14 protein-coding genes are annotated in these 23,692 nt (G+C 32.7%); 13 read left to right on the top strand and 1 reads right to left on the bottom strand.

Annotation, left to right across the window (positions count from 1 at the left end; translation table 11 throughout):
* The first annotated feature begins 93 nt into the window (after positions 1 to 93).
* The 7 genes from ACUUYC_RS17110 (at position 94) to ACUUYC_RS17140 (ending at position 17,579) form a co-directional block, all read left to right on the top strand.
* Positions 94 to 5,991, top strand: a complete 5,898-nt coding sequence (locus ACUUYC_RS17110; RefSeq protein WP_474267890.1) for a hypothetical protein — start codon at positions 94 to 96, stop codon at positions 5,989 to 5,991.
* A gap of 3 nt (positions 5,992 to 5,994) precedes the next feature.
* A complete protein-coding gene (locus ACUUYC_RS17115) occupies positions 5,995 to 7,917 on the top strand; it encodes a contractile injection system tape measure protein (RefSeq protein WP_474267891.1) in 1,923 nt (640 codons plus the stop codon).
* A 30-nt stretch (positions 7,918 to 7,947) separates the two neighbouring features.
* A complete protein-coding gene (locus ACUUYC_RS17120; RefSeq protein ID WP_474267892.1) occupies positions 7,948 to 12,048 on the top strand; it encodes an AHH domain-containing protein in 4,101 nt (1,366 codons plus the stop codon).
* A gap of 10 nt (positions 12,049 to 12,058) precedes the next feature.
* Positions 12,059 to 12,625, top strand: coding sequence for a hypothetical protein (locus ACUUYC_RS17125; RefSeq protein ID WP_474267893.1), 567 nt, complete (start codon positions 12,059 to 12,061; stop codon positions 12,623 to 12,625).
* 59 nt (positions 12,626 to 12,684) lie between these two features.
* Positions 12,685 to 13,332, top strand: coding sequence for a hypothetical protein (locus ACUUYC_RS17130; protein ID WP_474267894.1), 648 nt, complete (start codon positions 12,685 to 12,687; stop codon positions 13,330 to 13,332).
* A 76-nt stretch (positions 13,333 to 13,408) separates the two neighbouring features.
* On the top strand, positions 13,409 to 16,153 hold the full coding sequence (locus ACUUYC_RS17135) for a hypothetical protein (RefSeq protein WP_474267895.1): 2,745 nt from the start codon (positions 13,409 to 13,411) through the stop codon (positions 16,151 to 16,153).
* 73 nt (positions 16,154 to 16,226) lie between these two features.
* Positions 16,227 to 17,579: an ATP-binding protein gene (locus tag ACUUYC_RS17140; protein ID WP_474267896.1), complete on the top strand. Its 1,353-nt coding sequence runs from the start codon at positions 16,227 to 16,229 to the stop codon at positions 17,577 to 17,579.
* 24 nt (positions 17,580 to 17,603) lie between these two features.
* Here the strand turns inward: ACUUYC_RS17140 and ACUUYC_RS17145 are convergent, their stop codons facing one another.
* Positions 17,604 to 17,972, bottom strand: a complete 369-nt coding sequence (locus tag ACUUYC_RS17145; RefSeq protein ID WP_474267897.1) for an RDD family protein — start codon at positions 17,970 to 17,972, stop codon at positions 17,604 to 17,606.
* A gap of 375 nt (positions 17,973 to 18,347) precedes the next feature.
* Here ACUUYC_RS17145 and ACUUYC_RS17150 point away from each other — a divergent pair, with 375 nt between their 5' ends.
* The 6 genes from ACUUYC_RS17150 to ACUUYC_RS17175 all read left to right on the top strand — a co-directional run bounded on the left by ACUUYC_RS17150 (position 18,348) and on the right by ACUUYC_RS17175 (position 23,685).
* Complete coding sequence (locus tag ACUUYC_RS17150) at positions 18,348 to 18,815, top strand: hypothetical protein (protein ID WP_474267898.1); 468 nt, start codon at positions 18,348 to 18,350, stop codon at positions 18,813 to 18,815.
* A gap of 75 nt (positions 18,816 to 18,890) precedes the next feature.
* Entirely contained in the window at positions 18,891 to 19,568 is a 678-nt protein-coding gene (locus tag ACUUYC_RS17155; RefSeq protein WP_474267899.1) for a hypothetical protein, read from the top strand.
* A 97-nt stretch (positions 19,569 to 19,665) separates the two neighbouring features.
* Positions 19,666 to 20,151, top strand: a complete 486-nt coding sequence (locus ACUUYC_RS17160) for a hypothetical protein (RefSeq protein WP_474267900.1) — start codon at positions 19,666 to 19,668, stop codon at positions 20,149 to 20,151.
* 404 nt (positions 20,152 to 20,555) lie between these two features.
* Positions 20,556 to 20,876, top strand: a complete 321-nt coding sequence (locus ACUUYC_RS17165; protein WP_474267901.1) for a hypothetical protein — start codon at positions 20,556 to 20,558, stop codon at positions 20,874 to 20,876.
* A gap of 267 nt (positions 20,877 to 21,143) precedes the next feature.
* Positions 21,144 to 21,569, top strand: coding sequence for a hypothetical protein (locus ACUUYC_RS17170; RefSeq protein WP_474267902.1), 426 nt, complete (start codon positions 21,144 to 21,146; stop codon positions 21,567 to 21,569).
* Between the two features lie 7 nt (positions 21,570 to 21,576).
* On the top strand, positions 21,577 to 23,685 hold the full coding sequence (locus tag ACUUYC_RS17175; protein WP_474267903.1) for a tetratricopeptide repeat-containing sensor histidine kinase: 2,109 nt from the start codon (positions 21,577 to 21,579) through the stop codon (positions 23,683 to 23,685).
* The last annotated feature ends 7 nt before the right edge of the window (positions 23,686 to 23,692 follow it).

Consider the following 23,692-nt stretch of genomic DNA (forward strand, 5'->3'; position numbering starts at 1 on the left):
ATATCAATGTTGAGAGACAGTATGAATACTAAAAAGTAGAAACAGAAAAATATGTCACATCGAGTTAAGTCGAAATGAAAAAATAAAATACAGATGAAAACAATAGAAAAAAAAGAACCGTATTTACATATTTTAAACACACGTGGTAATGTCTATGAAGAATTTTTACCAGATCAGGTTTTAACACATAAAAATCTAAACAAAGTTGTAGATTACTTCGAAGATCAAGATAGATTGAGTCGTATTTACTTAACTGGAGTTGGAGTTGGTTGTGGTTTAAATATTGTTTCATCTACCAACAGTAAACATATAGAAATTGGCCAAGGAGTAGGAATTACTACCGATGGCGATATTATAAAATCAGAAACACGTAAGTTTCAGTACTATTCAGCCCTTACAGACAACGCAAACTATGCAATTTTCCAAAGAGGTGACATGAAAGTATATGAAATTTACGAACAAGAGGCGGCGGGACGTCAAAACGACGAGCTTCCGCTTGCCTCTTTTAGCATTCAAGAACGGACTACGCTAAAAGATTGTATCGTAATAGCGTATGTCGAAAACTATACAGAAGATGAAGGATTGTGTGGCGGTTCTGGTTGTGACGAAACCGGAAACAAAGTATTTAGCAATCTGAAATTTTTAATCACACACAAAAGCAATAAAGACTTGCTTATTGGAACAGACACAATCTATCAAAGTCATGATGTATTAGCATACTATGATAGCTTACCAGATTTGTGTTTGCCACGAATTATTCTAACAAAAAACAATACAAATGCCGGAATGCCGATTCTAGAGCAATACAAAGATACATTTGTATTAAAAGATGACTTATATCTTGGTATTTTAAAAATCATTACAAAATTTAGTCAACGAATCAACTTTCAAAAATTTGGCGTATTCACAACTGAAATTGCAACCTATATAAATACAATATTTAGTCAGTCTGATGATGAAAATGTACAATACAGATATGATTTACTAAGAGACTTAATAGAAACGTATCGTGAAATAAAAGAACTCATTCTACACTCAAAATTTGAATGTGTTCCAAATGTAAAATCATTTCCAAAACACTTACTATTAGGAACTCCCGAACCAACTACACGCCTAGAAACAAGACATCAATTTTATCCGTCGCCAATGGTTTCGGAAAATGATGAAAACCTAATTGCAATACGAACACTATGTATCAAGTTTTTCAATCAATTGAAAGATTTTAATATCATAGATTTTAACAGTGCACAAATAAAAATTACACCATCAAAAACATACGATTCAAAACTAAGCGAACGTACAATTCCATACTACTACAGAAGTAAAAGTGCATTGGTAAACAACTGGAATCCAGCATCAAATAAAAATCGTAAATCATCGTATCAACTTGGATATCATACAGGAAATCTAAAAGATATTGATTGTATAACAGATCCTTTAAAATACAATCATCTTGACAAGGATTTCTATAGAATAGAAGGTCATCAAGGAAAAAACTTTGTGATTGCGCTTAGAAATATTCTAAAAAAGAAAGAAGAATACAACTTACCGTTTGATGTAAAAGCCATCAGTATTGGATATCCAATAAATAAAATATCATTGGATGAAGATACTTGTGAAACAAAAGAATATGCTACACTAATAAAGACGTGGGAAGAAGAATTTAACTGTACAGCCGATAAAGCCATTGATTTCTTTAGACGTTATCAATACGATGTTATTGGTGAAAATGATACGGTAGCTGATGTACATACAGTATTGACAGCGGTACAAGCAGAAAGTGATAAAGAAGTTTCACAAGAAGAAGTTGAAAACGTTAAAGATGTAAATCCAAACACACGAGATGAAGTAAAAACACCATTGAGCGTTGCTGGAAATATAAGAGTATCATTAAAAGAAGAAGAAGCTACTTCAACAAAACAAAAAGCAGCATTAGCAGAAGCAATTACTTCAGGAAGACAAAAAGTTGCAATATCAAGAGATCAAATAAGAGTTGCGGCAAACTTGCCAACCAATTTTACCTCTGTAGCGACTTACAAAAGGTCATTATCTTTTGTCATAGAAAATGTAGTATCAAGTATCAACCCTGAAAACCTAACAGCTGATTATGTTGTTGCACAAGTAGTTTCAGGATATGACAGAGTTGGAAACAATCAAGTAGATGTAGACAGTGACGAATTTAAACTATACGTAGAAGTTCCATTACGCATCATTACAAACCTTGAAATTGTAAAATATAGATTCATCAAAAAATTACAAGATGTATATGTAACTGAAAGATGGACAGCATTTCATACTGCATTTGCAGACTTATGTAGTGAAGTACAAAAAATACTATTTACACTTTCTACAACTACAGATAGAGGAACATTTGGAAAAAGTGTACATGACAAAATGTACGAATTTCTAATTCACAAAATTGGAGGATTATGCTGTTTAAAAGAAAAATTTAATTGGCTAAAATTACAATTAGATGATATCCGACTCAACTTATACAAAGAGCTCATTCTATCAAAATTTATAGAACAACATCCAGGTTTAGAACACATGGCTGGAGTTCCAAAAGGAGGAACATTCTTATTAGTATATGTCGGAGAAAAACAAGTAAAACTTGAAGAGGCAGACGCAAGAGTAGAAACTTTTGATAGAAAAGTACTATTAGACTTTGCATTGCCATACATGTGCATGTCTGAATGCGCACCAAAAACAATCGTATACAGCGATATTGTAGATCCTGTAACCTTAGCAATAGCACGTAAAAAATTCTGCTTGCCATCAGACAATGCGCAAGAAGACTTTATCATAGAGCCAGAAAGAGGTGTTGTAACATCTCCAGATGGAACAGCATTTATAATTACAACGGCAGAAGGATATGCATTTGATCCTACACAAGTACCAGATGCATTACTTGGAGAAGGAATTCGATTCCTAGTAGATGGAAAAATTCCAACAATTCCTATTGAAACAATGGTTTACAAATTGCCAGAAGCTGTAACTGCAACGTATGAATTTGTTGCTTGGACAGAAGATGGTTTAGTTATCAACCTAAATGTAACACACGAACTAGAAGACTTATTATACCTTCAACATGCATGGAAACGTGACAATGGTTCAGAAATAGCACTTGGGAAAAGTCCAACGAATATTCTAATCTTAACAGATGGAAACCTTTTCCAAGAAGATATAACACTCGTTATTGATGTAATTGGAAATCCTGTACCGTGTAAATTAGAAATTCCTGTAACAATTGATGAAGAACGAGAAATTATAGAAGTAAATGTAGAAGTATTAAGTGAAATATGTTTCAATACACAAGAAACATCACCAAATACTCCGGTAATAACAGTTATGCCACCAGATGGAACAGTAACATCTCCACAAGAACCAGTTAATGGACAAAGCTTCATAGAATTCTTTAACGATGTTTACACAATAAATCCATTGCATGTACCAGATGCATTAGCAGGCGAGCCAATTACATTTGCAGTAAATGATGTAGCCATTGAAGGCGTGGAAACACGTGTTTATAAATTGCCTGGTTCTGTAACAACAGAAAGTATGTTAGTAAGTTGGGATGCTACAGGTCTTTTTGTAAATATTGCTGCAACACATGCATATGCTGACAAATCATATTTAAGCTATGATTGGATTAATGAAAATGATGAATTAGTTGGAACAACTCTGAACATGCCAAACTTCCGTATTGATACTACAGATAGTAGTGTAAATAGAACATTTACGTTGCAAATGCGTGTGATAGGATCAGAAAATGAATTATGTCAAGCATCAGGGTTCCCAGTAACAATAAGTGAAGATCGTCCAGAAATAACGGTAAGTATTCCACCAGCAATATGTTGTCAAGAAAACGTACAATCAGAACCAATTGAAATTATAATTTCAGGAGGTTTCCCAGAATTAACATGTCCGCAACAAGATGAATTTGGTGTAGAATTGTTACTAGGCGATACAGAAGGTTACAGATTTAATGTAGATGCTGTACCAAATGAATTAATTGGAGTTCCAATTATATTTGAAATTGCAGGAAGCCCAGCTGCCTCTACAATTGTTTACAAAGTACCTGAAGGTGTTGAAGCAGCATATAACAATGCAACTTGGAGTGGAAATACGCTTGAAATTGATATCGCAGCAACACACAGTTTAGAAGGGCAAATAGCAACAATAGAAGACTATCTAGAATATATTTGGAAAGATGAAGACGATAACATCGTTCTAACAACAAAAGAGCGTATCAACTTTGAAATTATTACAGAAGCTGGTAGTATAAATAAAGATTACACTGTAGATGTAAAAGTTAGAGATGAACTTATTGAAAATCCTTGCGGACATTTTGGAGCAAACTTAGTAATAGATGAAAGTCGTCCTAATGTTACCATAACAATAGTTCCAGAAATCTGTTGCATTGATTCAGTAGTTACAATACCAGAAATATATCCAATTGTGGTAACTCCTTCATCATTTAGTATCTCATCTCCAGATGGAAATGCATTTATTCAAGGAATACGCGGAAACTACACATTCAATCCAGCAGCAGTTCCAGAAGAGCTACTTGGACAAGAAATACGTTTAGTAGCTGATGGAGAAGTAAAAGCAACGACCAAAGTATATAAAATACCAGAACTGATAAGAACAAGCATTTCAATAACTAATGAAGCTTGGATAAGTGGCGGATTAGCAATTGATTTATCATCAAATGTAATCAGTAGAAGCTACTACATATACGAATGGTTTATGCGTAAAGATAATGTGGATACACTATTAGATAAAGTAAGCGAACCAAACAGATACCTTATTCCAGATACTGGAGACGGTGTAAATGTTGAAGTGTTCTTACGAGTGTCCGCAAATACAGATGGAATACTTTGTTCGCAAGAAACAAGAAAAACACAAATTAGCCGTCACAGACCAATCTCAGTTACAAAAGATAGATTCTGTATTCCAGATACACCAGTTATATTTAGAGGAGTTTCTGAAGAAACTGGAGTTTTAAAAAGCACTAATAGTTTATTACCAAGTAATGTAATATCCGTAAATAGTGGAAGATATCAATTCAACCCGGATAGAGTTCCATCGAGCTTGTTTGGAGCAGCACTACGCTTTAGTGTAGATAATATTACACAAAGTGGCGTATTAATTAGAGTATACAAAACACCAGAAAAAGAATCAATAGTACAAGATGTTCCTGCATCTCAATGGGTTTCTGGTGGATACGAATTTGTATTTACACATGAGCTTATCGACAAAAGTTACTTCTCATATCAAGTGGTTCTAAAATCAGATGGATCTAATTTGCGAGAAGTTGGAGCTCATAGATATTTAATACCAACAAATGACGATGGTATCAATGATGAAGTTGTTGTAATGATATCAATAGCTGGAGTTAGTTGTACAGAAGGTCGAACAATTCTTGTTGATACAACAAGACCAACTCAACCGGTTGGACGATTAGATTGTGGAACGCCATACAAAATTAGATTAGAATTATTAGGTGTAGATACCTTGATAGGCTCGATACAAGCATCTTACTCAAAACAAAACTTTGAAGACGATATTATTACAAGAATATTTAATCCTTTAGATCAAATTATACTTGGTATTGTGGGAGCTACAGACTTAAACACTATAGCAGATCCTGCAGTACGGGCTATAAATGGATTAAGGAATATTTTAATAAATGATTTCTATAAAAACCCAAATATAGATCCAGGTTTTTACCAATCATTCTTAGAATTAGATGAAATTTTAGAATTAGTAATCTTAGAATTACTTCGTTGTGTAGGTGCTTTAGATGATAATTTAATAAATGCTACAGATAAGTTTTTTGGAGATTCTGTAAACATAAACTCTGAATACTCTGAAAAACCAAGGCATACTATTAATAGTTCATATGTAAGCGGGTTCAGTCCGAATGTATCACTATTCAAAACAAGCGTTGATGCTACATTCAATACTACTACTAAGAAACGTAGATAATAGATGCATACGATTCATAACATAGCGTTTGAAGTAGATGTGAATCATGAAGAACAACAGATTTCTTGGGAACAATACTATGTAGACTTTTTTCAAGATCGATTGTTAGGAAAAGTAGAAAGACTATGTAACAATTGGGATGCAAAACATCCGAATACAAAATGTAGTATTGACGAAATTGACATCAATGTTGAGGTTGATAATTTAAATCTTGAAGAATTACAAGAAAAAATTATCGCAAAAATTAACGATCAATTAAATACCATAAATAAAAATGGTACGACGACAAACGGAAGTGTGCGTGCAACAATCACTTCCGTAGCGTCTCCATTTGATGCATTGGTTGATTATCTTAAAATTGGAATTTTACCAGCATACATTTCTGTAAAAATATTCAAAGAATGGTTGGGAACTCTAGAACAATTTACAACTTCAGAAAAAGCAACGTTAAAAGCACTATTTTCATCAGATTCTACAACGATAGAACGAATGTTATCGCTCGTGCGAAATGACTATGAAAAGTTTGCCACAATACTTGAATCACGTCAGAAAATCACAAAACAATTCATAAAGCTTGAAGAAACATTCTTTAAAAAATTTATGAAAGCGTTCTGTGAAAAACTACACATAACATACATAGAAACACAAGCAGAAGTTTGGTTCAAAACTTTAGGACTAAGTAGCTCGTTGGCACAATTCTCAAAAACATTCATGCAATTGCTAATACCAAAAGCAGCTGCCGAACAAAAGCGATTGGTAAACGTTAGTGAACATCATTTATCAGTAACTATTTTACAAGCAATTGTTCAAAACGATATGCAAAAATCAATAGACATATCAGTAGCAAAAATCTTTGATGTTAAAACTGTAACTAAATCAGAATCAGCAACAGATAATAATATTGATTCAACAACTAAAAATGATATAAGCACTAACGCAAAATCATCAATAAAGGCAAAAACAACTACTGATAATCAGAAGGAAAATGATGTTTCAAGTAGCGGTAAAAGTGAAGAATCAATAATCGAGAATCATCAAAATAAAATAACCTCAGAAAATTCAACAGAAAATGATTCTATTGAAAAATCTACACATGCGAAAAACGAAAAAGAAAGCGATGTTACTGATAAAATTACTCAGAATGAATTAGAAGCTAAAGAGTCTACTAATCATGAAAATATAGTTCAGTCATCAAAGGAAAAAACGAACAAAAATGATGCTAAAAATGATTCAAGTAAAAAGTCAAATCTAGCTTCAGCTAACAAAAAAATGAAAGAAAATAATATTGCAAGTAAAGGTGTAACAAAACCTAATACAGATGATTCAGAAGAAAATATAAAAACTGCAAAACAAAAGAAAACAGAAACTTCAGCTACTGAAGTTGACAGGACAATTTTTGAAAAACTATCCAGAAATAATTCACCAATTCGTGAAATTCCATTAACAACAGAAAAAGCAGGACTAATTCTATTAAACCCATTCCTTGTACAATTCTTAAATGGCGCAAAACTTGTCACTGAAGACAATGAAATATCAGACATTGAAAAAGCAGCGATGTTATTACATTTCTTAACAACAGGAACAGAAGAAGTTACTGATGTAGAGCTTACGCTAGAAAAAATATGCTTAGGAATTCCACTAGATACAATTATCAACTATCAAACACCTTTAACAGCAGAAGACAAAGCATTGTGTGAAGAATTATTAAAGGCTGTTATACAACATTGGTCTGTATTAAAAAATAGTACATCGAACACATTACGAGATATGTTCTTAAAACGAGAAGGACAAATAACACTCAGAGAAGACAGTATAAAACTAGTAATAGAAAGGTATGCACAAGATATATTATTAGATAAAGTCCCTTGGAGTATAGGCATATTCCAACTAAAATGGATGGACAAGATGATGCATATTGAATGGTAATCTAAAAACTAAAAGCACTCAAAACTGACTATGATTACAGCGCGTACTCAACAAAATACTTCTGAAAAATCGACGGGAAACAACGCTCAGTCAAGTATGTTTATTGCGCCAACACAACTGAAAAAAAACAATGAAAATTCAGTTGAAAGTAAAGACATAGATCTTTTCATAACTCCTACACAACAGCAAAGTATTAAAAAAGATGCAGCAACTGAAAATACGGTTACTTCTGAAAATACATCTCAAATAACTCCAACGACGACGATAAATGCTGAAAACTTAGAAGAAAAAAATGAAGAAACGAAAAATGAGCAAACTGGAGAAGCAAAACAAGAAAACACACAAGAATCATCAACAGTAGTTAAAGAAGCTTCCACAAATAATGCAACAGCTAAAACGGAGACAAAAGTAGCTGGTGAATCGAAGGGAAATCAAAAGAGTAAAGCCAAAGGAAAAGGTGGCGGTGGCGGAAAATCTCATACTGTTGCTGATGCATCTCAAGCTGGTGTAGTTGAAAAAGAAAAAATAAAAGAAGATGAAGCGCCTTTAGTATTACCAACGGAAAATAGTAAAGTATATGCAGATGGATTGGTAAGTCAAACACCATCAAACTTTATCAAAGGAGTAAAACAATCGAGTACTACGGTTGCAGAAGTACGTGCTAATGAAAAGAATACTCTCAAAGAATCACTTCCCGAAATAGAACAACCTACCGGAATTCCAACAAAATCGGCAATTCAAAAAGAAAAAGCGAAAGCTTCTTCCAAAAAAGTTGGTGAACAAATAAAAGGTGATAAATCAATCTTAGGAGATCTAAGTCCAACAGGAAAAAAAGAAGGCGCACAAATTTCAACAAAAAGTGTACAGCCAGCAAGTTCGGTACTGGCAAAAATTCGTAGTTTCTTTGGATTAGGAAGAAGTGGAAGTGAAGAAGATCGTAAATCTCAAATAAAAAGCGGAATAAAGAAATTACCAACTTCTGAAAGCGTTGCTACAAGTCCAGGAGAAAAGCCAAAAGTCGATTTAACAGGGCAAGCAGATCCAAACAAAAACAAGCAAAACTTAGATGAATCTACAGCAACAGCGACCAAAGAGCAAGAAAAAAACTTAACAGAAAGTAAATTATACAAAGGTGAAGATGACATCTATCCAGAAATGGAATTAGAAATGATGTCGCCAACAGTAGAATTTTCCTCTCCGCCAGATGCATCAGCATTAGCAGAAGAAATACCAGCAGTTTCAGCAGAAGTAAAAAATAGTTTTGATACGCAAGCTAAAGGCTATATTGATAAAGAATTAGCACCTGACATGCAAAAGCAGAATGTCGAATATGCAAAAATGCAAGCAGATCAGGAAAAAGAACGCAAAAAATCAGAAACTGATATTGATGCTGAAACACAACGTGTAAAGAAGGAGCAAGAACAAGCACAAAGTACTGCAAAATCTGAAGTTGATACGCAGCGTGGTGAATGGAAAAAAGAAAATGAAAACGTCAAAAAGGAATACAGTGAAAAATCTGAGGCTGAAAAGAAAAAAATTGACGGTCAGATAGATGATAAAACAAAAGATGCTGATACAAAAATTACAAAAGAATATAGTACAGCTAAAAAGAAAGCAGATCAAGAAGTAGCTAAAACTGATAGAGAAGCAGCTCGTAAAAAAGCACAAGCCAAAAAAGATTCAGAAAAGAAAAGCTGGTGGGACAGAGCTGTAAGTGCAGTAAGTGACTTCTTTGACAAACTTAAAGAAGGACTCAACAAACTCTTTGATGGACTCCGAAGTTTAGTAAAAGGACTCATAGAAGCGGCTAAAAAGTTCGCAAACAAACTAATAGACCTTGCCAGAGATGCCATTGTTGGAATGATCAAAGTATTTGGAGAAGTCTTAAAAGGATTAGTAAACATTGCTTTAGCGGCGTTTCCTGAACTTCGTGACAAATTTAATGCATTAATAGACAAAGCGGTAAACCTTGCAGTAGAAGCAGTAAATGTATTAGCAGAAGGACTCAAAAAAGCCGTCAATGCATTGCTCGATTTATTAGGTGCTGCCTTAGATGCAATTTTAGCAGCATATCAAGCATTTTATAATTTATTGTTAGATGCGTTAAAATTCCTAACAACAGGTTTAATACAAATCATTCGTTTCCTATGGAATCTTCAAGTTGGAGCTTGGTATGCACCAGGACAGTTCTTTGGAGCGCTTGCAGAAGTTGCTTTAGGAGGAAACCCAGCGGAACCATTGAAAGATTTTGAAGTTCCAATTGGGCAAGAAGACAGTTGGGCAGCTGCAATGGGGAAAAATGCAGGAGAAAAAACGGCAGATGCTACAAGTGGAACTGCTGCAATTCCAGACCATTTACAAAAAGTACTTACAAAATCACAATTAAGCGATAATGATGTTTTATTAGAACCGTATCCAGCTGTAAAGCTTGAACCAGAACTACTAGCAGATTTACCACCAATGCAAGATGGTGTTCCTTTTGAACTTGGCGGTGCAGGAGCAGATTCAATTACAACAGAACAATTTCAAGCATCAGCCGCAGATGCCGCAGGATATGCAATTCCGCCACAAGTAGGGGAATCAGTTGATGAAAGTGTAGGAACAACAGGTCAGTCAGTAGAAGAAGTAGCTGAAAAGCCAGACCCAGACTGGATACACATGTCTGATCCTGAAAAACTAGACCATTACAACAATAAAATGTTGGTAGAATCAGAAACTGTTGGAAACGCAGATCCACAACCAGGAAAAGTAGCTTCTACACCAAATATGGATACTGATGCTGCTACTTTAATCACTAAAACTGGGCGTTTAGATATTGCAACACGTTTAGCGTTTATGGGAAGCCAAATGATGACAGGATTACAAGTGTTCTGGAATAAAAACAAAGTTTGGATTATTGCAGCCTTAGTCGCCGCATTAATTGCTGCCGGATTAATTGCTTTCTTTACAGGTGGCGCAGGATTGGTAGCTGCTGTAGATATTATTGTAAAAGCAATGGTAATTATCTTTGGTGCATATGCCGTATTCCAAGCAATGGGACACATATGGGATTATGTGAAAAAAGCATGGGCAGGAGATGCTGTTGGTGCAGGAAAATCGTTGGCAATGGCAATGGCAGTAATTGTGATGGAATTCTTATTAGATAAAATTCTACTAGGAATGGGGAAAGTCTTCAAACGTATTGTAGCTGCTGCTAAAACAACTCGTATAGGTCAAAAACTTGTAAAAGGAGCAAACCTCATACGTAAAGGAACAACCAGAGTTGGTAATGTAGTCAAAAAAGGAGTTTCTAAAATAAAAGGAACACGTTTAGTTGTTCGTATGAAAGGTGTCGTCGGAAAAGGAACTAAAAAATTAAGTAACTTACGTCAGAAAATACTAGATAAATTCAAGTTCAAAAGAATTTGGTTGGAGAAAAGTGGCCGCTGGATTGAACTTTGGGGAGAGTTTAATGCAAAGCTGATCATTGTTAGAGAAAGCACAGATCAAAGTGGAAATACTAAAGTTACACATGCTGATGTAGGGACTGGAAGTCCTACTGGAGTAAAACCTAGAAACTCAACACCTGGCGATCAAACAATTATAGGAAATAGACCAAAAGGTACTACCAAACAAGTAGTCGTAAGTGATAGTTATGATGAATTCTTGAAAAATTTAAAAAAGAATGATCCACCAGCTTATAAATTAGAAGTAGAAAAACTTAATGACGCGTTAAAAAAGAATAAATCAAAAGCGGAATTAGAGGATATTGTTAAGTCAAGACGAAGTGCTACAGGCGCTCACTCTAAAAAATTGGGTGATGATATGGTAAACTCAGGAGGAAAGACTAGACCGCCAGATACGGCAGCTCACCATATGGTTTCAAGTACTGATGCTAGGGCAGCAACTTCTAGACAATTATTAGCCAACGAAGGAATAGATTTTAATAAGTCTGTCAATGGAGTATTTTTACCAAAGAATGCTAATTTTCCAAAACCACCTGCAACTATTCATACTGCAGTTCATACTAATTTATATCATGCGACGGTAGAAGCAAGATTAACAGCAGCAGCAGCAAAAGGACCAGGGAATCTTGGAGCTGCATTACGAAAAATAGAAAGTGAACTTTTAGCAGGAACATTCCCATTCTAAAATTGATATCATGAAAATATATAAAATTAGTATAGACGCAAATAATACACGACTTATCCTTCCAGAAGCTGGAGATTTAGACATTTTGAAACACAAAATATTTAATGGTAAAAGGAAAAGTGATTTTTGGAATGATTCCGCTTGGTATATACACAATCCATTAACTGAAGCAACAGATTTTGTATCTATTGGAACAAATGCAGCTTTACTATTCACGCAAGCTGTATATGAAAGTGAATTGTATAGTATTCTTGAAAGAGCAGGGGAAATTTTACCAATTATCATAAATAATGAATACTATTATGTTTTAAATGTACTAGAAGTAATTAATGTATTAGATCAAAAGAATACAACTTGGGAAGTATTAGAAGATAATACAAAGGGAGATGATATTATAGAGCATAGTTTCTTGAAAAATAGATTTACAGAATCTTCAATATTTAAAATTCCAGAAACTTTTGTTACAGAAATTTTCGCTCATAGTGATAAACAAGTTTTTGAAGAGGACTTTTATACTCTTTACAATAAATTAAATTTTAAAGGATTAATATTTACAGAAGTCTATTCAGAAAAATAAAATTATATGAGTTTATACTCTAAATAGTATACACCTAAAAATTAATAAAAACTACTACCATGAAAACAACAGAATTCATATTACTTATTTGTGGCGGAGCACTTTTTTTGTGTTCACTTGCATTTATGTTTATGCTATTTAAGAAAGATAAACCTATGACTAAAATGATATGGTTTATGATATTATCATTTATCATGATGGGATTTTCAGTAATCTCTGAAGCAAATATTATTGGGCTAGTCGAATATAAAAAAGAAGAAGTATTATCAGATGTTGAATCGCTTACAAATGCATTGGCTAAATGTCCTGAAAATGAAGAATTAAAAGACCAACTTACTAAAAAAGTAGATCTTTTAGTTGAAGAAACTGCCGCAGATATTCCTGATAAACCAGAAGAAGTCAAAAAAATTGGGAAAGCATATTTGGCACTAGGAAATGACAAAAAAGTGATTTCTTACTCGGAAAAAGTGTTGGCAAAAGATACTTCAAATCAAGTAGCAAAGGATTTAAAGAAATTTGCACAAACGCATCAATTCATTAAGGAAACACCAAAAAGTATAGAAGATAAAAGAGCCTTGGCACGCAAGATTGCAATTAATATTAGAGAATTAGAAGCTTCGTCTACGATTCAAAAAGAGCAAGTAGCAGAACTCAAAAAATCATATAGACTAAAAGTGATAGAAATGAAAACAACAAAATCTCAATAATACCTATATGTAGCTAAAAGACCTCAAAAAACTATTTTGTATATTGTAATTCTTACAAAACTAACCACCAACGTTCATGAAAAAAGTAATCGAATGCCTTAAAAATTTCCCCTCATGTGCCGTAAAAGGAATTTATAAGTTTTCAGCCTCGTTCAATAAATTTAGACGTGCTTCTTTCTTAAGTCTTATCATTTTAGCGGTTATATTTTTATTAGTGCAAGCATTAGATCAAGCTTATACACTCTTGGTTGACATGATAGAACGCGGAGGATTTTCATTGGTACTATGTTATGTTATTATTTCTGTATTTGCGTTGGTCATTTCACATTATCCAATCTACATTTACTATGCAAAAGATATCAATGATAGTAAAGATGAAAATTATTGGTATATCCAAAAATGGTTAAAACTTTATAGCATATTTGTTTACAAAACAAAACCCACAAAACGTAACTCACAAAAAGAAGATTACAAACCAGATTATATGGCAAAATACTTGCGTTATACCTTGGGTTTGTTCATTTTTTGCATTTGGCATTACTACATTCATGAAACATTTAAACCAAAACTTATATATGCTGAAATAAGTCCTACGTTCATCAGTATCGTTAAATATCTATGCTATTTCGGACCTTTTATTTTAATGGCATACATGTTAGAAAAAAAGCGAATAATTGACAAGGAGAACAAAGCATATAAGAAAGAAAACGAAACGAATGAATCCACAGCTGCGCATAAAAAATTTAACAAAAATGGAGAATATTTCTTTCTAACAATTCTTACGGTATCTGTACTCTTGCTATTAGGTATTGCCATTTTTAGTAAATTTAATTGTACAGCTTATTTTTCACTGCAACTACTAACATTCTTTTTGTCAATTACATACATCTATTTTCGTTTATTCAGATCAAAAATGTATGATTCAAGTATGGCACCAATTATTAGATTGATCAGTATTGATTTTAACTACATACTATTCTTCTTTATCATAGCAATAGGAATTTTTATACTTTTATTTCAGAGTAATTTAGCCGTTTCTTTTGGTTGGTTTCACATCAATGCAATGCCTATTTTGCTGGCATACATTTACTTAATCTATTACACATTGGCATGTATTCTAAAATATTTATTTGTAATGCAAGCCATCAAGCGACAATCGGATGCATTCAAAAAACTAGAAGAAGAAGATCCTAATGAATACAAAATTGTAGCTAAAGAATATTATGATACGCTTGGATATTCAAGTGATGGTGTTTCAAAGATTATACCTATAGAAAAACAAGGAGGAATTGTTCGTAAAAGTAAAAAAATAGTAGCGTATAGCATTGTTTCTGTTATTGTGCTTCTATTGTTAACATTTAAATTTAATGAACGCAAAGTACATCAATTAGATACAGAAAATACAGTTCGAGTTGATTCACTCAGTATTGAAACTTACAAAGATGTACTTAAAACAAAAATAGACAATAACAAACCATTATTCTTTGTGGCTTCGCATGGTGGCGCGCTAAAAGCGAACATCTGGACGATGAAAGTATTAAATGAAATACAGCGAAAAACGGATGGGAAATTTTTGGATCAAACAGCTTCTTTTTCAGGTGCTTCCGGTGGAATGATGGGACTTTCTATGTATTCAGTCTTAGCTGGAAAATATCAAAATAAATATGATTTAATTAAAGATCAAATTGATTCGGTAGGACTAAAAAACTTTGCATCTTCAGATATTTCATATACACTTGGTTGGGATTTTATAAGAAAAATTGCTCCATTAAACTATTATGCTGCACCGCACAAAGACAGAGCATATTACTCTATGGTAGCTTATCAGAATATCTTAGAAAGTAAAAGTAAAAAGGTTAGAACACTTGATAATAATTCATTTTTATCCTATTGGAAACAAAACATTTACGATACCAATACATACTTTCCTGCATTGCTAGTAAACACAGCTAAAACTAATGGACGACGAGGTGTATTTTCTTCTGTTTGGTATGATGATGAAAGTATATTTTTAAATGCTGATAATTTATCACAACTAAATAATGGTGAGGCAGTTTCATTCTATCAAGGTGTTTCATGTACCAATAGATTCCCAGGGTTTAGTCCTGCGGCAAAAATCAAAAATTATGGTCATTATATTGATGCTGGAGCCATTGATAATAGTGGATTGCTTACCAGTTTGGATTGGTATGATAATTTAAAAAATGGAAAAGGCTCAATTATAGAACCAGAAACCAATGTGGTATTTGTGGAAATCATCAACGGGCAAACCAATTATGTAAAACATTTATTAGAAGAATTTAAAAAACAATATCCAACAATCAATTTCATTGAGTTTGATGAGCAAGAACAAGGAAACTTGTCAGCAGTCATAAGTGCTGGTGCTAACTTAGATAAAAACCCTGATTACTTCAGTGACTTAATCAAGCGATTAGAAGCACGAGGACGAAAACCAGCATCTCAAATAAAAGATTCTTTATTACAAATTCAGAATTCAAAAAAATTCAGTGTAAAATACATTCCAATCTACCTTCCGAGAATCATTAGTATAGAAAATGTAGAAACGTTTTTGGGAGGTGAAATAGAAGACACTAAAATAAGAGACCAATTGATCACTTTTCTTGAAACAGAAAATAAAAAGATTAATGTATACGCGGAAACCAATGAAAGTAATTGTTCATGGGATACGTACGAGCCAACTTTGGCAAGACATTTAAGCAAGAGTACACTAAGATACTATGAAAGAGTTCTTGAAAGTGATGAAGGCATCAAGAAAAATATAGACAGCATACAAAAGCACCTAAAAGCCTTAAAACAATAGTATTTATAAAAGAATAGGTGTTTTTCCCGTAGTATACGTTTAGAATTATTCCGTACTTTAAATCTTGAAAGTTATGATGATACATAACCTTCAAAAATTACGATTCAAACTCTTTACAAATATGACGGTAGATATCATTAATTATATAAAAGATGCAGTACGATTTAGACTCATAACTGACTCAGAAAGTGATGAAACACCTCAATTCCCTACATTCGATTTTACTACGGATGATTCTGAATTCTCAAAATTTGTAGTAGAAAACGAATTGCAAATATTTGAAATTCTAATACTATTACTTTCGATATTGCCACATGTATCGCCAGGTTTTTATACAAATATATTATCAGAGTATTTCCCGAATGGAAGTGATTTTCCAGAATTTGGAGGTATAAAAGGAACCAATCACCGAGGAATTATTCCAACTGGTGAAACGGCACTTTATATTATTTCGGGTGATAATATATTAGCTCGAAATTTTATCGTAAAAGCATTTGACGAAAGTCATATATTCCATAAAAAATCAATACTATCATTAGGAAAAGCGCCTGAAGGTGAACCTAAAATTAGTGGTAAGCTATTGCTAGATAATGAATACATTGAACTATTTGTATATGGATCAATCTCAAAACCAAAACTAAGTCAAGATTTCCCTGCGGAGTTGCTTGAAACTACAATGGAATGGGAAGATTTAGTACTGAAAGAAAAAACACTGAATGAAGTCAACAATACGTTAGTTTGGATGGAACATAACAACACCTTATTGACCGACTTTAATATGGAAGGTAAAATAAACCCTGGATACAAAGTTATGTTCTTTGGTGCGCCAGGTGTTGGAAAAACACTCACGGCAAGCTTGATGGGAAAACATACTAACAAAGATGTATACAGAATAGATTTATCTTTGGTGGTTTCAAAATACATTGGAGAAACTGAAAAAAATCTTTCACAACTCTTCAACAAAGCAAAAAACAAAGATTGGATTCTCTTCTTTGACGAAGCCGATGCAATATTTGGAAAACGTACAGGTGTTCGTGATGCGCATGACAAATATGCCAACCAAGAAGTATCATTCTTATTACAACGAATAGAATCACATTCAGGATTGGTAATTTTGGCATCAAACTACAGAACTAATATTGACAAAGCGTTTACACGTAGATTTCAATCTATCATAGAATTTGAAAACCCTGGAATCGATGAACGTCGAATACTATGGGAAAAATACATTCCTGATGCATTTATAGATGACGAACTCGATTTAGATATCATTGCTGAAGATTATGAAGTTACAGGAGCAAACATTGTTAACATTGTTCAATACGCATGTTTAACAGCGTTAGATAATGAACAAACAACACTCACAAATGAAACGTTAATAGCAGCTATTAAACGTGAATTTATCAAAGAAGGAAGAATGGTGTAAAGGTGAATATTTCTTTATCACTAACTAATCACCTTCTTTTTTCACCAAGCGTGTTCCTGAAAGCATATCATGCAATCCATTTTGTTTTCCAAAAAGGTAAGTGAAAATATCTATGGGAACCAATCGTAAAAATGAGCGCATAAAAATTCGGATAAAATTTGCTTTAGAACCATCTTTCATCACCACTTTTGTTTTGGTAACCATCTTACCTAACGTTTGTCCTGTAAACGTTTCTAAAATAAAATAATAGCCAAAAATAGAAGCATACACATACAATCTTTCTGAATGCCCAAAAGAACCTATAATTAGGGTAAAAAATATGGCAATGAAAGTAATCACCGCCATATCTATTAAAAAATTTATCAATCGCACAGATTTATCTACTCCTTTCATCTTTTAAAAATCATAAATTAAAATAGATTGTGCAAATATATTATGTGTAGAATACTATCATTCTAATTCATAACGAATATAAAATCTTCCTAAAGTGAATCAAATCACAAAAGAATCTGATCTATACAATTAATCCTATGTGATTATTGAAAACTCAGTATTTATAGGTGTTTAAAACCTTTCTTCTATAATTAAATCTAAAACAACAGAACAAATCTCACATAAACAGGTGAGTCAAAAATACCGTATATGTGTGTTTTATGGCAGTTGTGCTAATACTAGTTTTGGAGTGTACAAAAATAATGATCATTACCACAGGTGGAATCTGAAAAACCATAACAGAGTAAGAACCAAAACTTTTTAAATATTAAAATTATGTCAACAATTACTAAAATAAAAAATAATGAAATCTACGAAGGATTTGATTTTCGTTCAGTCAGAAAATGTACACCTAAAATATTTGGATTTAGAGTGTGTGCCGAATTAACCGCAGATGGAGATGGTTTAGTAGAAATAAGAGTAACTGCAGAAACTCCTTTCGGAAACTTTTCAAAGTCGTTTTCATTCGATGCAAATGCGGATTTTGAATTTAATCCAATTCCAAAAGTATCCATAAAAGTATCAATTAGAGACTTTAAAGTGACCGATCAAACTATCAGTTTTAGCTTGAAACTAGAAGGTTGTATTGACGTCCCATTTGTTGGTGAAAAATGTGTGAATAAAACATTCGAAATCGAACTGCCAATGCCAGGTTTAGCTGCCAAAAGTATGGATGAATTATCATCTGGAGATTTCGCATTATTGATGTTAGCTGCACAGGAGGAAAATTGTCAGTGTCACTAAAAACCAACAGTATCATTATGGCGCAATCCGAAAAGCCATCAAATAGAGTAGGAACAATTATTAAATCAATTTATTATGTCAACATTTAGTTTAAAAACAGCATTTACAAACGAACAATTAAATATCATTTATGCAACAGGAACCAATATTATTGTTGCGAAGCCAACGGGCGGAGGAAGTCCAAATGTTGCTTGGCAAGTATTTAAACCTTTGCAAGGAAATACATTAACATGGACAGAAGAATACGGAATCTATGCATCTACAAGCGGAGTTACAAATGGAGCAAAACTTATCCAATTATCAAGCGTGCCAGTTGCAGCCATAGAAGATAAATTATATACACTAGAGCCTAGTGGCGCCATATCTGGACCAGCAGAAGGAGGAGTACCAAACTCGTATGCATTATTGAATAAGTATGCTAACAAACCATACATGACAGTCGGTTTATTCCAAGATGCAAATGTAAACGGAACTGAGATTGCTGGGAATGCTGTTTCTGCGGCACCAGTACTATTAGCAAGTAAAGCAGTAATGACACCATATACAACGGTTTATATTTGGTTACAATCAAGTGTTGTAAGTAATACTGTAGTTACAAACGTTACTTCTCCAATGACAGAATTAAAATTTGGTGGCGGAGTTGATACTATTTCTGTTGCATATGATTCCAGTTCAGGGAAATTTATTCCAGCAGGTGATAACAAAAGAGCAATTGATGCTTCAACAATCACATATATAGAACCAACTTTATAGATCAGTTTAGTTTTTATAGGGCAATCTTCGGATTGTCCTGTACTTTAAATAGAGTTAAATTTCATATAATAAATCACCATTTTAAAAAAATATAATCATGCAAAACCCAGAAACATTAGAAATACCAATAAACCTAAAAGCTCCTTTTAAAAAATTTAGTGTTATTGTTGCGCGTAACATCGGAGAAAAAGCCAATAAACTACATATTTTTGCAACCGCATGGATGACTATTCCTAACTTAAAATTTAAATTTAATGGCTTAAATAATAAGGGTTTATCAATAGTAAGCAAAAATGAGCAAAAATTTTTATATCTAGATTTAAGCTTAGAAAATGCAGAAGAAGCAACACCAACTAAGAGTGAAAATGATTCAGGGAATTATCCAGTAAATCAATTTTTTAGCTTTGATCTTGACAAGGAAAAACTTGAGTTTAACCATTTTAATTGTAGTATATTTATTATCAAGGTATCAATTGATGAAACTACAGCTCCAGTGCAAACAGCTGATTCTATAGGAACAAAACGTACCGTAATTACGTATGAAGATACTGATATTATTGATGAAGGAGATAGAACGATATAAGAGATTAATTTGAAATGAAATATACTTGCCCAAATAGCAGCTTATTTAGCTACGACTTATAACTACAAAAAAGGAAGCGCAAGAAGCTTCAATTCCATACGAATTGAAGCTTTTTTTATGCTCAAAACATTTAAATAAAGTACTTCTTCTAAAAATGTAATTCCTTTCGAGTAAAAAGGCATAACGTCAATGAATAATAGGTATTGTGTCTTTTTTTACATCAAAAAAATATTCAGAAAATACAAAATACCACATAAATAGGTGAGTTGAAAATCACCAATATATGTGTTTTCTAACGTATTGTATTGCCATAGTTTTGGAGTGTACAAAAAGAATGATTATTACAAAGGTGGAATCTGAAAAACCTTAATAGAGTAAGAGCCAATTTATTAAAATTACAAAATATGCAAGTAGTAAACAGAGTAACTCTTTTGAATGAAGCAGGATTTAAGATGTCTTTCAGAATCCGTTGGAGAGATAACAAAGGTGTTAGACAAGAGACTGATTGGTCAGAGACCTATTCTATTGGTAAAAAATATACGATGGATTTAGCTAAATATAATATTCCTGAAAATGCTGAAATGTGGCCACGTGTAAAAGCAGAAGGCGGTCATACAACATCTACAAATAAGCATGTTAAATTTACTAAAGATAGTGATAGTGTAGCAACGTATAAGATTACAGGAACAACACTAAACATTAAGTTTGATTTGATAGGATCATAATATCAGCCCAAATTTTATAAAGGTTTTAGGCAATCTCACTTCAATTTCTTTAACAAAATAGCGTAGGAGTCAAAACTTTAGATTCGTTTTTAGAGAAATATATAGGATCAAATTTATCGCAACGCAAAATCCGATACAGTTTTTACAGGGCAATTTTTAAAAGTTGTCCTGTATTTTTTAACTAATTAAAACAATAAAATATCCTCATTAGGAGAGATATTTCAGTACCTTGAAACCAAACTAACCATAAAAACCATAGTATATAATATGAATACCAACTTAAAAAGCATAGAACGTTTAGATGTCAATGTAGCTAGAGATGATAAGGAATCTTCGGAAAGATTACATATAGAAGTAATCATTTCAACATATTTTTCAAATTCAGAAATTAGAGAATTTTCAAAAGAAGATTTATACAATCTTAAAATTACAGGTAATTTAGATGCTAATGTCGATCTGTTAAAATTTAATGTGTATTTAGTTACTTCATTAGATGCAATAAAACTCGAAAAACCAGTAGAAGTAAAGAGAAATTTTCAACTAAAAAATAAAGAGAATGCCAGTTTTGTATTCAACGATAGTTCAATCTTATTAACAGATGTAACAATAATTAGTAATATAAATCCAACAGGAACAAAACGTACCGTAATTACGTATGAAGATACTGATGTTATTGATGAAGGAAAGTCTTAAAGTAAGAATGAAACATATTGTACAACATAAAATTATAGGTTTTCTAAGTAGTATTATACTGTTTGCTGCATGTTTTGTTGGTTGTAAACAAGAAAAAACTTCAACAACAGCAAAGCATGTACAACATATTGATAGTCTGAATACACAAGCTTTTGGTTTTTTAAGAAAAAGAGCTTGGGAAAATTGTTATACACTTGCTAAAACAGCAGATTCCTTAGCAATACTGCATAACTATAAAAAAGGAAGTGCACGAAGTTTACGAATTCAGGCACATTATTGGAATAGTAAAAAGCAACTTGATAGTGCTTTGCTGGTATTGCAAAAATCAGAACAGCTAGAAGAAGCTACTAAAAATTACAAAGGCTTACTTTCGGTATACAATACAAAAGCATTACTATTCAAAAAAAATAAATTCTATGATGAAGCATTGGCAAATTATAAAAAAGGATTAGCAATTAGCGATCCTAGTATTACGGGAAAACAACAAAGTAAAACACATGTAAATATTGCAAACGTATACACAGCTACGGGTATTTATGATTCTGCGGTATATCATTACCAACAATCATTATTACTAAACAAGCAGGAAATTGAAGATCGGCAAACCATTGCAACCTATTCAAACCTTGGAAATGTATACAGTTTATCTGATAATTATACACAAGCAGAGTTCTATTACACAAAAGCATTAGACTATTACAAAGAAGAAGAAAATACGGTTCAAGTAGCTAAAATATATAATAACTTAGGCGCATTATTCTATGAAAAAGGTGATGATGTGATCTCGTTAGACTATTTCAAAAAAAGTATTCAACTCAAAGAAGTAATTTCAGATTCTTCTCAATTAGTAAAAGGATATTTGAATATTGCCGAATTATACGCACAAAAAAACACAACACTTGCGCTAGATTATTTAGAAAAGGCAGCACTTTTTGATCAAAATAAAAAAGAAACATCAATCAGCGCAAAAATTCAAATTGCACGTGCAAACATCTATCAACACAAAAATCAATTCGCAAAGGCAAAAGCTGCATTACAAAAAGCAATAGTACTTTCAAAAGACAATGAAGCACTTACATTAAAGCGGTATTTAGCCAAAAAACAGAGTGAATTTGCACAAAATGAAGGAAACTATCAAAAGGCCTACGAATATCAACTACAATATGAAGCATTAAACGACTCCGTATTCAATGAACAAAAGCTATGGGAAATTGCAACACTGGAAAAATCGTATCATTCAGAAGTGAAAAAAGCAGAAATCTCATTGCTAGAAAAAGATCGTGCGCTCGCTGAAGAAGTTGCTTTTAGAAAGCAAGAAGAAAACAAAAAATTATATGGATATTTAATTGCTTTCGCGATAATTCTCTGCTTGGTTGTTATCATTGCAATTTACTTTTACAAACTAAAAAAAGCAGCAAGCCAATTAGCTGTTCAACAAGAAATAGTACTCCAACAAAAAATACAGAACCTTGTTGATAACCAAGAGATCGATATCATAAATGCTACACTGTCAGCCAAGAAAAAGGAAAAAGAAGAAATCTCTAAAGAATTGCACAACAACATAGGAAGCTTATTGACATCTGTAAAATTTCACTTTCAAGCATTTGATAAAAACGTTATAGAAACCCATGATGGAACAAAAAAACTATATGAAAAAACAAATCAAATTTTAGATAGCGTAACAGATGAAGTTAGAAACATATCACATCGATTTGACAAAGATCCACTTCCAGATTTCAATCTAGAAAATGCCATCACAAGTTTCTCTAAAAAAGTAGAAAATAGAAACTTAAAAGTACACACAATATTACACGGTTTAGAAAACTTTCAAAACTCACAAACGAGTATTTTTATCTTTCGCATATTGCAAGAATTAGTAAATAATGTATTAAAACATGCAAATGCTAGCGAATTGAGCATTAACATTACACGAAATTCTGATCATATCAATATGATGGTGGAAGACAATGGAAAAGGCTTTACTATTGAAAAAGAAAAAAGCGGAATTGGATTAAAAAACCTTAAAAAACAACTGGCAACCATTGATGGTTCCTGTCATATAGATTCAAACGAATCGCGCGGAACTATTGTAAATATTGACATTCCAACACATTAATCACAAT

Source organism: Kordia sp. E (genome assembly GCF_056033805.1).